The following is a 15,584-nucleotide window of genomic DNA, read 5'->3' as shown; positions in this document are numbered from 1 at the left end:
CGGGCGTTGCGGTGGGCCTGCGGGGCCTTGGCCATGGCCATTTCCAACCGGCCCAACGCCAAGACCGCGTCCCCGTCGGCCTCCATCGCAGCCGCTGCTCCGAGGATCAGATCGGCCAGCTCCAGCAACTCCCGGCGCGCCTGCGCGCGCTCGGAGTCCTCCGGCTCGGCGTCCGACTCACTCGCGCTCTCCTCGCCGGAGTCCGTCGCGGGGCTCACGTCAGGTGTCGTCGAGGTGAGCGCGTCGTCCGTCTCGCCCTGGATTTCCAGCGGCTCGTCGGGGACCTCGCTGTCCGGCTCCGTCTCGTTCACCGACTCGGGGATGTCAGCGGGCGTTTCGGGGGTGACCGGGTCCAGAACTTCGGCGAGGGCGGCCTCGGTAGCGTCGTGAAGATCTGCGCCATCCGTGGCGGTCGTGGAGGCGTCGATCGCGTACCACCGGTCCGGGGTCCGGCCCTTGGTCTGTCCGTCCTGGCCGCCCGGTGTACGCCTGGCACGGCCGTCCGCTTCGAGCTGGTTGAGGATCTTGCCAGCCGCCACTCGGCTCATGTCAGCCGCCGCTCCGATCGTGGTGGCCGAGCTCCCGGGGTTGGCCACCAGCGCCCGCCACACCGCCTCCTGACGGGGGTTCAGCTCGGTGGTGGCGTCGTCGGTGGCGTTCCCCGTGTCGGACGCGAGCGGCTCCGGCAGGTCGTTAAGCGTGCTTTCCGTGGCGGGAATCTCCGGCGCGTGAATAGTCATTGGTAAGACCCCTTTCCTTTTGGGATCCGGCGCGTTCCCGGCCGGTCCGTATTTCTTTTGGAGCTCGACGATGTCTCCCGTCGTTGGCCATTGCAAGCCGTGCCGAAAATTTCTCCGTAACCGCAACGGCTGGAAAGGCTTACCCGTGCAGATCTGCCCCGGCCTGCTAAAACGCTTGACTTTTAGCACGAGATCAAGTCGTACGGCTTCGACCGAATTTCATCTTTAAGGCGCAAGACAGTTCAATAGCGAAGGCGAGCTTCTATATGACAGGAGCGGCTTTTCTGACCATGGGAGAAGGCGGCGAATGACGTCGCGCAAGGGGTGCGAAGTTCTCATATGGGCGAGTCGAGCGCTTCTCGTAGTCGGAGTGAGGAAGCAGTTCACGGAACTGGGCGACCGCCTCCCGTACCAATGCGGCATATCCGGCACCGGTCAGGGTCAACGAACGAGGTTCTGCCCATGACCCCCAGTTCACTGGCGGGGAGCCGGCGGCCGGCCCAGCCGCGCACTTGGCAAGGCCAGCCAAGCGAAAAGGGAAAGTAACGAGCAAAGGGCGACCACAACGAGAAACGAATAGAACCGTATGAGAACGGGCCTGCACATATTCGCGCGTCGCCCTTAGGCGAGTCGGGGCGCACAACGCATCGTACGAAAACCGTCTGACGTGCAAAGATGCCCGTCGCCGGACAGCTCTTCTCAGCCGAAACACCGGCCGCGACACGAGCAATACCATCGACCTCAACGACGAGTGGCAGCAAGTTCTACTCCAGCGCTCACCGAACGCCACTCCCCGGCAGGGGAATCACCAAATTCCGCACGGCCTTCACGCCGCAGACCTTTGACTAGAGGAGTGGCATAGGTTTCGCCTCGCGCGCGCCTATCTGCCATCACTTGCGCACGTCACCGGGAATCAACCCAATGCCGTTTAGATAGATCATTTGGGTCTGGTGCCGCAGGTGGCGGGCAGGAGTTGGACGGTGGGTGGCCCAGCGTGGTGGATGCCTTTGTCGCTCGGGCGTCGTTCGCGGTAGCTGCTGCGTCGGGTGCGTTTGACGGAGCGGGGGTAGGTGCGGTGGCGGCGTTCGGGGTTGCGGTTGCGGGGCCGGCCGACCTGGGGGACGGTTCTGGTCCAGAGATCATTTTGGGGTTCAGGGGGGAAAGGCCGCTCGGTCGGTGACCGAGCGGCGCACGATCCGGAGGGTGGCCAGAACGTGATCCGGTCGGGATCGGCTCCGGCTGCGGTGGCGGCGGTGCAGATCAGGGTGGCCAGGGCCCAGGGTGAGGAGGTAGGCCCAGATCTCCTGTCGGACCAGGTCCGGGGTCCGGGACCGTAGGATCCTGCCAGGACCACGTAGGTGGATCTTCAGCTGAGCGAACCCGGTTTCGGCCTCCCAGCGCTCGTGGTAGCAGGCGGCGAGTTGCTGCGCGGTCGCCTCCGTGGGATCGAGGATGGTCGTGATGAGGCGGATGTGGTCGCCCTTGCGGTCGGGCACGGTGTAGTCGACCACCCGGACGATCACCGCCTGGTCAGGGTCGAGGTCGCGCCCGAGGCGGGCGTTCTCACGCAGCCGGTCCTTTTGGTCACTGCGCAGCTTGGTGGGCTTGGTGATGACCGCGAGCCAGGACCCGTCCTCCAAGTCTTCCAGCCAGTACGGGTGGAGCCCGGCCTGGACCCGCCACAGGAGCTGCGCGCCGGTCGAGGACGCGTACTGCCACGCGGAGAAGCTGTAGAAGCCGCGATCGGCGGTCAGCAACATCTCGGGCGTCAGCCGCCCGTACAACGAGTAGGCGAGGGTCTGCTCGCTGCCGGCAGCCCGACACGTCCGCCGCGACGATCGCGTGCGAGGCGCACTCGCTGATGGCCACGACCCGGGCCTGCGGGTACACGGTCTCGTACCGCCCGCGCTGTCGTGGGGGAACTCGGCCAGGTTCGCCGCCGTGTCCGGCAGATCGAGGGTGAACCCGTCGATCGCCATAAACCGCCACCGTCCCAGCCACGCTCCCGCGGTCGCCGGTGTCGCAGCCGGGCGCGCAACCCGCTCGAACACCTCCCGGACAACCTCGGCCCCCAGACGCTGCCGGGCCTGGGTGACCGCTCCACGCGTCGGCGGCTCCCACTGTGATCCCGGCATCGCCGCGAGCAGACCGGTCAGTTTCTCCGCGACCTCCTCATCGTCATCGTCCGCGAACAGGCACAACGCCATCAGCAAGTAGACGACCACATGAGCCGGGAGCTTCCGTACCCGCTCCTCGCGACATCCGTGCAGCTCGATTGCCTCGTCCAGGACCTGCCGTGGCACCAGCGACGTCAACGCCCCCAGCCCAACCAGATCCGTCAGCCAACCCGACCCACCGACCTTGATCCACTCCACCACCCGGCGGACACTACCAGCGCAAACCCCTATCTAAACGGCATTGGAGCCGGGGACCCACACTGACCACAGCGGGGCAATCGACCTCCAGCCGAAACCTCAGACGACCAACTCAAGGTCTAAAAATCGAGGTTAAGGAAGCGTGCACAGCAGGCCTAGTGATGCAAACCATTCCCGGTCGTAGAATCGTCCAGTGATTCTGCCCATGATGATAAGGTGCTGCTCCAGCTCTTCTGCTGTTGGCATGAATGGCCTGGATTCGAGGTCGTCCCAATATGGTGCGTACTCCGGAACCTCAAAGAAATCTCTATCGGACACCCCGTCATATGTGTATGACAGAGGATAGATTTCGTCTATCCCCCCGTTGCATGCGAGCTCAAAAGCGCGATGACGATTGAGGCTAAGGATTTCCGACGAAGGCATTGCACCGCTCAGGGTGAGCATATGGCACCAGTCGGGTGCATGTCGCGTTATCCAGACCCGTCGCGTCCCGGCGCTAGACCCATGTGAGCGCATGGCGGTCGAGAAATCGCATGTCGATGTTGCTTCCGGTGCAACTCTGAGGCGCCTGGCTACCTCGTTGATGTCTCTGATGTTGGCCCATGTCGCCGCGAACGAGTCGTAGAGTCCATGCTCAACCAACAGCTCTCTTTGTCCTTCAGCGGGGAAAGTCTTCATATGGACGTTTCTTTCCAGATCGATTAGTTATGTCGGAGGCAAAACGGGGTGGGGATCGAATATACGATCTCCACCCCGCCGATCATAGCAGTTGGCGCCTAGTCGACCCTAGTCTTCGATGAGCACCCAGAACTTGTTACCCTCTGCCAGGCGGAAGTCCGCCCTGAACACCCATTGTGCGGTTCCGTGTTGCCTGTTGGCGTCTGTATCTACTACGCGCAGCGAATAGTTCCCCCGAGCTGATGCGGCGCCCTCCTTTACGGAAGCGAATGGGTATTCGTCGCAGCTTATAATCTTTTTGTAAGGTAAGACTAGAGGCTTGTCCGGACTTGGATACTTGTCGCGCTCGTAATACTTGCACAGGTTGATGTAGTAAGGTTTCGCGACATTCTCCAGCAGCCAGTGGTTCTCTTCAGGGGCTCCCACGTCCATATGCAGGTCGATTTGCTGAAAGTGTTTACGATTCTCGGCATTAGTCACTTTATTCGTGCCTAGTGTCAGCGGCAAGCCTGCAGGGTCGTCCCGAGGTGCCGCCCAGTTGCCAGGTATTGCTTTATTCTCCAGCGCTTTGCCCGGGACGTCGCGTGGTGGCGGAAATGATGGTTTTGACCAGTCGTGGCCCAGCCTACGCGGCGGGAACGTTTGCTTGTTGCTGGGGTTCAGCGCAGCTTCGATATGCTCGGTAACCTGTGTCCACTCGGTGTCTCTGCTCTTAGACATGATCCATACGCGCTTCGCTCTGGTGTTGACACAGCCGCCGAAGCGATCCTCGACATCCGGATTGTTGGCGCCAAAGACCTTTCTGTCGCAGCGGAAGTTCGGTACCCATTTGAGGTCGTAGGGACTGTCGCTGCCGTGGCGACGGATGCCGATGGTCTTGCCGCCCTCGTCTAAGACCTTCTGGTTCCAGAGGTACAGCGTGAGCGTTCCGTCGTCGGTGTAGATGTTGACGACGGGCAATATCGAACAGACAGCAACGCCGGAGGCGGGCAGCTTCGGATGGAAGACGGCCGTCGCATCAGGATGGGCATGCCATTCCGAGACGTCTGCTGTTTTCCACGCGGCGTCACCGCAGTCGGTGGTGGGCGAGGATGACCCCTGATCCACCATCACTCTGATGGGGAGACCACTCAGCTGACCCGCAGAATATTTGACTCGCCCATCCTTATCGACGACGGCGAAATCGTCCAGGCGGAGGAACATCTTCAGATCAGTGGGTTTAAAATCTGTTCCTGCACCGTCCACCACTGCATTGCCAGTCTGGTCGCCCAGGTAGCTATGAATGATCCAGGTGGCGCGAAAACGAAACGCGTCGTCGTCGTCGAATGGCTCTGTGACTCCGTCCAAGATTTCGTCCAGAATCTGCTTACCCCATGACTTCGACGCAGGGGTACCCGGAGCCGTTCCCTTGGCATTCGCCTTCCGCCAGCTCCCTGAGTCGGGGTCCTGTTCAAAGTCCTGGACGTAGAGGTACGCAGACCAGCACGAGTTGTAAGGCAGCTCCCGAATACGAGAGTCATAGTCCGCATAGCCAGTTTCGCTCGGGCTTGCCATGCAGTCTGCCAGAGTGAGGCGGTCGTAATCGAAGTCACCGGTTTGAGCCGTAGCCTGGATCGACGCGGCTCCCTTCTGCGGTGCAGGCACAGCCTCAGGTGCCGGGGCCGTGACCGATGCGATCACACTGGCGACATCATCGGCGCTGAACGGGCGCTGGTAGATGTGGACCGCGTCGATGCTCCCTGCCATTGCCGCGCCGATCCGTAGCGGGGCCTGGGCGTCCCAGGCGGGGAAGGACAACTGCGCGGTCCCGGCCTGCGTTCCATTCAGGTACAGGGTAGCCGTCCGAGTGGTCGCATCATAGGTTCCCGCCAGGTGGAACCACTCATCGGCCGGCGGTTCGACCCCCGACAGAACGCCCTCAACGGTCGCATCTGTGGCGTCAGCGTTGGTGAAGGTGAACACCAGACCATGCTCGGCGGTGTTGCCCAGCCGGAACGGCGCATGATGGGTGCCTCGCTGCTCGGTGACGATGTAGTCGCCGTCCTTGTCGCTCCAGCGCAGCCACGCGGCGGCGGTGAAGCTTTGATCGGTGCGGATCACCGGCTGGGCGGTCTGCGCCAGAGGCTCCTCGCCCGGCTGGATGACGTCGACGGTTATCTGCTGCCAGTCCGACCAGGCCGAGGAGGCGTCACCAGCAACCGCGCGAACACGCCAGCGCACCTTCCAGCCGTCGGACAGCGTGCCCGCCGGGACCGCGATGCTCGCCTCAGCACCGGAGGCGACGCCGTCCACGGCGCTGGCCCAGATCTGGCCGCTACCCTGGCCCTGGGGAGCGGCCAGGTCGTGCTCGATCTCAGCCTCGGCACGTAGCGGTTGGCTGGTCGGGTGGGTGAGGGTGGCCTGCAGCGTGGGGGTGAGCGTGTCGGTCACCGTCACGCCGTCCACCACCTTGGACGGGGTGACGGTCAGGCCGGTGGCGGTGGGCTTGGGCAGACTGACGGTGAAGAACTGCCAGTCCGACCAGGCGGAGGCGGCGGTGGCTGAGACCGCGCGGGCGCGCCAGCGGGCCTTCCATCCGTCGGTCAGGGTGTCGGCCGGGACGGTGATGCTGGCCTGGGTGCCGGTGGGGACGTTGTCGGCGTTGCCGGTCCAGATCTGGCCGGTGCCCTGACCGGTCGCGGCCGGATCGTGCTCGACCTCGACCTCGGCCCGCAGCGGCTTCCCGGCCGGATCACTCACCTGAGCCATCAACGCCGGAGTGACGGTGGGGGTGACAGTGGCACCGTCCACCTGCCCCGACGGGCTGACCTGCAGCGCGCCCACGGCCGGCTCGGAGACAGGGTCCGGCAGGTCCACGGTCACGGCTTGCCAGTCCGACCATGACGAGCCGACTGTGGTTGACGTGTTTACCGCACGTACGCGCCAGCGCACATTCCATCCGTCGGCCAGTTTCCCGTCGGGAATGGTGGCCGTGGCTGGGGTGCCTGAGGCAACGTCGTCGACGGCGTCGGCCCAGATTGCGCCGGTGCCCTGACCGGTCGCGGCCGGGTCGTGCTCGACTTCGAACTCGGCCCGCAGCGGTTGCGCGGCAGGGTCAGTGACCGTGGCGTGCAGAGCCGGGGCCAGGCTGGTGGCCACGGTGATGCCGTTGACCACCTGGGACGGGGTGACCTGGAAGGCACCGACCGTGGGGTTGGGGACGTCGATGGTGGCTTGCTGCCAGTCCGACCAGGCCGAGGTGGTGGTGGTCGAGGCCGCGCGGGCGCGCCAGCGGATCTGCCAGCCGTCGGTCAGGGTCCCGGCGGGTACGGCTGTGGTGGCTTGGGTGCCGGAGGTCACGGCGGTCGAGGTGCCGGTCCAGATCTGGCCGGTGCCCTGCCCCTCTGGTGCGGCGGGGTCGTGCTCGATTTCGAACTGGCCGGTCAGGTTGCCTGGTGCGGGGTCGGTGACGGTGGCGGCCAGTTGCGGGGTGAGGGAGGTGACCGTGGTGATGCCGTCGGCGTTCTGCGCCGGGGTCACCGTCAGGCCGGTGAGTTGCGGAGCCGAGGCGGGGCCGGAGGTGGTGACGGTCAACGTGGGCGGGGAGTTGAAGTCGGTGTCTTCGGCGGAGGGGAAGAGCCGGTAGTTGTCGTTGGTGTTGGTCTCGTTGGGGTGTTGCAGGACGAGGCCGTGGTTGGCGGCGCCGCCGGCCCAGTCCTGGGCGATGGCGGTGACGGGCCATTGCATCGGTGTCGGTTCGCAGGCTGTCCTGTTGATCTGGGCGTCTTCGGTGGTCGAGGTCGGTTTGTTGGCCCAGTGCAGGTTGTTCTCGTCCCACGCTGAGGTCAGGCGGCGGACCTGGATGCCCGCGCCGACCTGGGTGCCGCAGGTGGGGGCGTCGATGTTGAGCAGCGACAGTTTGGCGTCGGTGACCGTGGTGCCCGTCAGCGCCGTGGTGTCGAAGCGCAGATGCACCCGAAACAGGCCGCTGCCCAGCCGTCCGGCCAGCATGTACGGGAGGGTCGGGTCGGCCGTCTGGCCGGCGTCCATCTCGGAGTAGAGCTCGACGTCATCGTTGAACGGCAGCGTGGTGGTCGGATCCACGCGCACCGGATAGGTGGTGGCCGGGTCGGTCAGGAAGGCATGGTCGGGCTTGAGCACCAGCTCGGTGCGGCCGTCCTTGGTGACCACGTCGGTGGCGATCTTCGCGTGCCTGGCCATGGGGAGTCGGCCCTTGGCGCTGGCATCCCACATCACCGGCTGCGGCGCCGAGGCCACCGGCTTCTTCCCCTTACCGGCGGTGAGCAGCAGACGTCCGCCCTTGCCCTCGGACAAGGTCAGACCAGCGGTCTGTACACCGATGCGCAACTCCAGCGGCTTGGACGGCCGCTGCCGCACCACCACGTCATGCCGGAACCCGGTCGGCAACACCGTCACCACCAAGTCAGCCCCCACGCCGGCGGCATCGGTGTAGGTGACGACGCCACCCTTGACGGTCGGCTTGGGCAGCGGCGTCGGCCAGCTCAGCGCGTACGACTTGCCGTCAGCGGACATCTTCACGAACGGATCCGTGCCACCCGCAGAAACCTCCACGACCGCGCCCTCGGCGATCGCCTTGGGCCGAAGCTTTCCGCCCTGCTCGGCCAGAGTGGTGTCGATCGCCACCCAGCCGTTGCCCTGCCGGGTCCGCACCGGCCCGGCCGCGACCTCGGTCTTGAACGTCTTCCCGTCCGGCTGGGCGTGGGTGATGCTGGTCGCGGTCGTCTCGTCGGCGACCTCGACGGCCTTACCCTGCCGGGCCGCCGACGCGGAGGTGGCGATCCGTGCCTGCGACGGCACGTTGGAGACCGCGTTCCCGCTCTTGCCGGCGATCCAAGCCGCCGTCTCGTTCAAGCTCGCGTCGTGATCATTGCCCGACGAGTCGGCAGCCGTACGGCCATTACCCTCGTCAAACGTCCAGCGGGCGGCTGCCTGGTCGACTGTTCTGAAGGACCATGAGTAGGGAATCATAGTGTTTTCCCCCGAGTCGGTCGCTTCCGACACCTCAACGGTGTACTTCGTGCCGGGGCGGAGCGGCTGTGTGGGGGTGAAGGTTGCGATCTCTCCGGTGCTGTCGAGCGCGGTGGTCCCCAGTACATCAGCACCTTGAGCACTCTTCATCGAGAAGATCGGTCCATCGACCGCTTCACTGAACGTCACTTGGACCTGGGAGTCCAGGGGGACGTCGATAGCCTCGTTGGCTGGTTCCGTCGTCCGCACTCGTGGTGTTGCCGTGTCCTCGCCGTCAGGATTGTCGCTGTCGTCGCCATCGCCGGGATAAGGCACGCTGGGGGAGAGATTGTCGGTCCCGATGAAGGAGCCCTCACCGTCCCGGTGCTGTTCGGTGGCGGCCGCCAGTTCTTCGCTCATCGCCAGCGAATCAATCGATTCGGGCGTATCCGGCACATAAATCGACCTCGTAACGGCTTCCTCGTAATCGGGGATTGAGGTGAGCGGCTCACGTGAGGTGATGACGACCGTTTCCCGGTGGGGTGGTGTCGGCGGCTCGAAATCGACGGTGAGCCTGGGGCCGTGGGCGGGGTAGCCGCTGGTCTCCTCTCGGGTGCGGTAGCGGCGCCAGTTCCGCTGCTCGGATTCGTTACCCGCGCGGAGTTGGATGCCGTAGTTCGTTTCGCCGTCTGCCCATGCCTGGACGATGGTGTTGACCGAGTGGATGAGGTCGTGCTCGTAGTTCATCGAGCCGGTGCAGTCGGGACTGTAGGCCCCGTACTCGGTGTCGGCGCCTGTGTTGGTGACCGTCGGCTGGTCGTTCCATTGCAGGCTCAGGTGGTCCCAGTCGGAGGTGACCTGTCGGGCGGTGATCCCGGATCCGACGGGGTTGCCACAGTCGTTGGACAGGTAGTTCCACAGCTCCAGGTCGGCGTTCTGGATTGTCGAGCCCCAGAACGGGTCACTTGGCTGGGGGAGCGGGAACTGGATGTAGGCGCGCCAGCGCTTGGCGATGTTGCTGGCGTAGGACTTGCCGACCCACATCTGGTCGCGGTAGTGCATGTCCCAGCTGTCGGTGAGGTCCACGTCGTTGATGTACGTGTCCATCGGGTCGCCGGGGGGACAGGGGTCGCCCCCGAGGGTGCACTCGTACCAGTCGTCGTCGACGGCGGCCATGGTCACCGGGAACGTCGTTGCCGGGTCGGCGAGGAAGGCCGGGTCGGGGCTGTACACCAGCGCCGAGCCGTCCAGGCTCACCTGCGCTCTGCCGATCCTGACGGCGCCGAGGTCGGCGTTCGCGTCGGCGGCGGCCGCGTCCAGCAGCGCCGCGGGCCGGATGGCCAGGCTGCGCTTGCCGTTGTCGCTCTTCAGCGTCGGCTGTCCCTTGGCGTTCTCGCCGAAGGCGATGCCCTTGGGCAGTTCGACGGGGACGCGGAAGGTGACCGGGCCGGCGGGGCGTTGCCGGATGACGATCTGCTGGCGGAACCCGGTCGGGGTGGCGGTGACGACCAGGTCGATGCCCTTGCCGTACGCGGAGGCGTAGGTGGCGGTGCTGCCGTTGAGCGTGGGCTTGGGCAGCGTGCGCGGAGCGTCGATCTGAGCGGCGATGTTGCCGCTCTTGCTCTTGATCACTTCGGTGTTGCCGCCGGTGGACAGCAGCAGGCTGTCTTTGGCCGCCTTGGGCTTGATGACGCCATCTGCCTCGACGAGGGTGGTGTCGATCGGGGTGAAGCCGTCACCCTTGGCGTTCTTGACCCGGATGGGCTCCAGGTACTGCTCCATCCGCAGGGTCTTACCGTCGGGGTTGGCGTAGTAGGTGGCGCTTTCCGAGCGCAGTGACTCGATCTCGATGCGCCGGTTGTCCTTCTTGGCCTGCGCCAGCGCCTTACCGGTGGGCGTGGTGGGGGCTTTCGGCGGCGTCGTGGGAGTGGTGGAGGGGGGTGGCGTGGGACCCTGGGCGATCGCGGGCACGCTCAGCAGCGAGAGCGGCATGGTCAGAGCCGCGATCAGGGCAGCGCGGCGGCGCGTCCGGCTGGATAAGCCGGACGCTGTTCGTGATGGGTTCACTCGATCCTTTCGAACAAATGTGGCAAAAACGAAGTGATCATCACATGTGTTGCGATCGAAGTAAAGATCCTTTTCAGTGAGCTAGAGAGCGCTTTCCGTGATCGTCGCAGGACTCGAGGCGCCGGACGGCTCGGCGGAGTTCACCATGGGTGGCCACATGGCTCTTGGCCTGCATGGATGCAGTTTTCGGCAGAAGCACCAGCGCGGCGCGCTCTAGGACCCGCTCTCCGGCGTGCCCTACACCATCGGCGACGAGAGTGCGATCTTCGCCTACCGGGTCAGCAGCCTGTTCCGCGTCAAAATGTAGCCACGATGGCTCTGACCTGTGGTTTAACGGGGTCTGTACCTGCAGACAAGATCGCGTCTTGTGTTTGTCCTGTACCACTTCAAAAGTGGTCGAAGGCGCTTGACCTGCAGATCGATCTGATGCGGCGGTAAGCGATCGACGCGTGGGAGAACACGATGGAGCCATACTCGTGGTCCTTCCGGACGGTCGACCAGGCAGCCGCTCGTTGGACGTTCGACGAGGGAGACGGCCGTACGGCTGCCGACTCCTCCGGCAACGATCACGATGCGAGCCTGAACGACACCGCGGCGTGGATCACCGGCAAGAGCGGGAACGCGATCTCCAACGTGCCGTCGCAGGCGCGGACCGCAGCGGCCGCGCAGGCGGCCGAGCAGGGCAAGCCGGTCGAGGTCGCCGACGAGACGACCGCGACGAGCATCACCTACGCGCAGCCGGACGGGAGGACGTTCAAGACCGAGGTCGCGGCCGGTCCGGTACGGGCCAGGCAGGGCGGCGGCTGGGTGCCGGTCGACACCACCCTGGACGAGCAGGGCGGCAAGCTGCGGGCCAAGACCCTCGCCGAGGGCGCGGTCGTGGAGCTCTCCGCCGGTGGCACGGATCCGTTCGTGAAGATGTCCGCCGATGGCAAGTCGTACGCGCTTCGCTGGCCGACGCCGCTGCCTAAGCCGACGGTCAAGGGCAGCGTGGCCACTTACACCGACGCCGCGGGTGTCGGTGCCGATCTGGTGGTGACGGCGTTGCCTAGCGGATTCCGGTATGAGGTGGTGCTGCGGCAGCGGCCCGCCAAGGCGGTGGAGCTGCGGGTCGGCGTCGAAGACGAGGGCCTGACCCTGTCCGAGGGCAAGGGCGGCCGGCTGCTGCTGAAGGGTAAGGACAAGAAGCTGGTCGCCGCGGGAACGCGGACGATCGTGTCGGACGGTAGCGGCAAGGGCCGCCCCGCATCGGTCAAGCGCGCCGAGGCTGGCACGGATGTGGTCACCAAGGGTGGTCTTACGGAGTTGGTGGTCAAGCCAGATCAGGCGTTCCTGGTGAACGCCGGCACCAGCTATCCGGTGCGGGTGGCCGCAGCGGTCACGTTGCCGCTCGGTGCCGACATCGACGTCAGCTCGGACGGCTTGCCCGCACTCCCGGACAACCCGTACATGATGGCCGGCACCATGACGGGTGGCATGAAGGCGCGGGTGCACCTGCGGTTCGACACCGCAGGCCTGCAGGGCAGCACGGTGACTGACGCCACGTTGTCGATGAACACCATCGACAGCCATAACTGCGGCGCCGCGCTCGCCAACGGCATCCAAATCGCCCGCCTGACCGGCGCGTGGAACGCGGACAACCTGTACTGGGCCAATAAGCCCGCCCTCACCACCGAGGATGCCTCCACCAACTTCAAGGGCGTCGACCAGAACTGCGCCATCTATCCGGACAGCATGGACTGGAACGTCACCGGAATCGCCCAGGACTGGGCCGCCGGCGCCGCCAACCACGGCCTGGTGCTCAAGTCGCCCGGCGAGGCGAACATCAACAACTACCGGGTGTTCACCTCCTCCGAAGAAACCGACTTCAACCTGCCGCCGACGCTGACCATCACCACCAGCGGACCGGCATCGCAACCAGCGGTCTCCGCCCCGGCCATCACCCCAGCGCTTTCGGTGGACGGCGTCACGGTCACGACCTCACTCACCCCGCAACTCGCTGCGACCGTCGCCGACACCGCGGGCGGCAACCTCACCGGCCAGTTCGAGGTCGAGCACGACCCCGCCGCCACTGGACAGGGCAGCGGCCAGATCTGGACCGGCGCCTCACCAGAGGTCACCTCCAGCAACCAGGCCACGGTGAGCGTCCCGGCGGGCATGCTGACCGACGGCTGGAAGATCCGCTGGCGGGTCCGCGCGGCCAACGCCGCCGCCTCCACCACCTCGGCGTGGACGGACTGGCAGACGGCCACGGTCGACGTGCCGAACCCGACGGTCGGCGCCTTCCAGGTCACCCCCTCGCAGGTGGTCGACGGCATCACCGTGGCCACCAGCCTGACCCCGGTCCTGCGCACCACGGTCACCGACCCGGCCGCACAGCCGCTGCGGGCCGAGTTCGAGGTCGAGCACGACCCGTCCGCGATCGGGCAAGGCAACGGCCACATCTGGACCGGAGCCGTGGACGACGTCGCCTCCGGCACCCCGGCCAGCCTTTCTGTCCCGGATGGGAAGCTGTCCGACGGCTGGAAGGTGCGCTGGCGGGCCCGGGCGGTCAACACCGCCACCACGGTCGGCTCACCCTGGTCGGACTGGCAGAACCTGACCGTGGATGTGCCGGACCCGGTCTCCGAACCGGCCATCGGCGCGCTGCAGGTCACCCCGTCCGAGCAGGTGGACGGCACCACCGTCACCCCCACGCTGACTCCAGCGCTGCTGGCCCAGGTGAGCGACCCAGCTGGCCAGCCACTGCGCGCCGAAGCCGAGCTCGAGCACGACCCAGCCGCACCCGAAGGCCAGGGCACCGGCCAAATCTGGACCGGCAACGCCGACAACGTCCCGACCGGCACCCAGGCGAGCATCACCGTCCCGGCGAACACCCTGGCCGATGGCTGGAAGCTGCGCTGGCGGGCCCGCGCGGTCTCGGCCACCGCCGCCTCCGCCTGGTCGGACTGGCAGTCCTTCACCGTCGGCCTGCCCAAGCCCACCGCCACCGGCCTGGCCGTCACCCCGTCCAAGGTGGTGGACGGCGTAACGGTGACCGATACGCTCACCCCCACGCTGCAGGCCACCCTCACCCACCCGACCGGCCAGGCCCTGCGCGCCGAAGCCGAAATCGAACACGACCCGGCCGCACCCGACGGGCAGGGCACCGGCCAGATCTGGACCGGTGCCGTGGATAACGTGGCCTCCGGCACCCAGGCGAGCATCGCGGTCCCGACGGACAAGCTGGCCGATGGGTGGAAGGTGCGCTGGCGCCTGCGCGCGGTCACCGAACAGGCCGCCTCCGCCTGGTCGGACTGGCAGCAGATCACCGTCGACATCACCCAGCCCGGCGAGGAGCCCCTGGCGCAGACCACCGAACCGGTGATCCGCACCGACCAAAGCTTCACCGCCGCCGCCTGGCTGCGCTGGAGCGACAAGGACGGCAACTACACCGTCGCCGAGCAGAAGGGCACCCACCAGGCGCCGTTCCGCCTCGGCAACACCCCCGACCACGGACTGGTCTTCACCTTCACAAGCACCGACGCTACGAATGCGACGGTGGAGGGCGTGCTGTCAGGCGTCGAGCCGCCGGTCGATGAGTGGTTCCACCTGGCGGGAACGTATGACGCGGCCACCCGGACGGCCACCTTGTACCTGAACGGGACACAGGCCGGGACTACGCAGTTGTCCTTCCCTGTCTGGAACGCCCAGGCCCCGCTGCGAATCGGCGCGTCGATGGCCGGAAGCATCGACCAAGCCGAGGTCTACCAGCGGCCGCTTACAGCGGCCGGCGTCGCAGGCCTGCTCACGCCGCAGCAGACGGTGCAGGCAGCGGCGGCGCCGTCCGCGAAGGCGGACCCGGCACATACCGCACCTGCCACGACGACGGGCGCCCCGTCTGTCACCAGCGACGACGACTTCTACAAGCGGCTCACCCTGGAGGGGTGCCAAACCCTCGACGACAACTACGACGGAGACACGGCGGACTCCTACACAACCTGGTTGAAGGGAAAATTCGCTTTCGGCCAGGCCCGGTTCCACGAATCCACCTACAACTATTGCTGGTCGTCCTACATCTATCTCCTGGAATTTGCCGAAAATCCGCTCACTGGCGGGATGGTGAAGTCCGCGAGGCGGTCAGCGCAACTCAAGAACGCGACGAGGAGGGACGGGCGAAAGATCGAAATTGAGGACGACGACGCGTTCCGCTTCCGCGCCACCTGGACCATGCACACCTATCTCGGCGGCACGGGGGGACTGGAGTTCTCCCAGAAGAAGCTGCCCGCCCAGGCGATCAAAATGTTCACCAGGCTCGACGGGTTCGCGATCGTCGACAACGGCGGTAACGTGAAGGCGCCGTCGAATGACCTGGCCGGGACGAAACTGGAGGTCCGTCCCGGCCAGGGGTCGGGCGGATGCAGCAATAGGAGCGGATGGAGCGGGGAGCGTGACGTCTCCTCCTGGCATGGCGCCCCCGACGCTCAGTTCCTCTACGGCTGGCAGGACGGGGTCAAGGGCGTCCACAACTGCGAGATCGCTCCCGTCGTCTGGATTCCGGGCGAGGACGAGGGCACGGGCGTGGCCATCCCGCTGTGGAGTCGGAGGCTCGTCGACTCCCGTTACGTGGAGGAGGAGAACAGGGTTCTCCGGCACGGGCATAGCGCTGACATCCCTATCAGTGAGCACTTTTCATCCTGAGTAGCGGCCTTCTTCGATGAGTTGCAGGACGAGGATGGCCTGCACGATCGTGGTGGCACGGTGCGGGCAACAGCGC

At 65.9% G+C, this 15,584-nt stretch carries 3 protein-coding genes and 2 pseudogenes; 1 reads left to right on the top strand and 4 read right to left on the bottom strand.

Annotation, left to right across the window (positions count from 1 at the left end; genetic code table 11):
- From ACIBQX_RS50365 to ACIBQX_RS50355, 3 genes and pseudogenes are all read right to left on the bottom strand, one after another.
- A pseudogene (locus ACIBQX_RS50365) lies at positions 1 to 740 on the bottom strand (hypothetical protein); the annotation flags it as partial.
- Between the two features lie 1,151 nt (positions 741 to 1,891).
- Positions 1,892 to 3,118 (bottom strand): IS4 family transposase, encoded by a 1,227-nt coding sequence (locus tag ACIBQX_RS50360; protein WP_397017825.1) that lies wholly within the window; start codon positions 3,116 to 3,118, stop codon positions 1,892 to 1,894.
- A gap of 783 nt (positions 3,119 to 3,901) precedes the next feature.
- On the bottom strand, positions 3,902 to 10,753 hold the full coding sequence (locus tag ACIBQX_RS50355; protein WP_397017824.1) for a DNRLRE domain-containing protein: 6,852 nt from the start codon (positions 10,751 to 10,753) through the stop codon (positions 3,902 to 3,904).
- A 537-nt stretch (positions 10,754 to 11,290) separates the two neighbouring features.
- Here ACIBQX_RS50355 and ACIBQX_RS50350 point away from each other — a divergent pair.
- A complete protein-coding gene (locus ACIBQX_RS50350; protein WP_397017823.1) occupies positions 11,291 to 15,508 on the top strand; it encodes a DNRLRE domain-containing protein in 4,218 nt (1,405 codons plus the stop codon).
- Here ACIBQX_RS50350 and ACIBQX_RS50345 read toward each other — a convergent pair.
- Positions 15,500 to 15,584: pseudogene (locus tag ACIBQX_RS50345) on the bottom strand (IS5/IS1182 family transposase); the annotation flags it as partial. The gene ACIBQX_RS50350 and the pseudogene ACIBQX_RS50345 sit on opposite strands and share 9 nt — an antisense overlap.

Source organism: Nonomuraea sp. NPDC049714, assembly GCF_044465295.1.
Lineage (GTDB): Bacteria > Actinomycetota > Actinomycetes > Streptosporangiales > Streptosporangiaceae > Nonomuraea.
This window is presented reverse-complemented; position numbering and strand designations above follow the sequence as displayed.

Bases quoted from the DNA above. Each gene is read 5' to 3' on its own strand.
- ACIBQX_RS50355 (WP_397017824.1), bottom strand. From the start codon at position 10,753: ATGCCGCTCTCGCTGCTGAGCGTGCCCGCGATCGCCCAGGGTCCCACG.
- ACIBQX_RS50350 (WP_397017823.1), top strand. From the start codon at position 11,291: ATGGAGCCATACTCGTGGTCCTTCCGGACGGTCGACCAGGCAGCCGCT.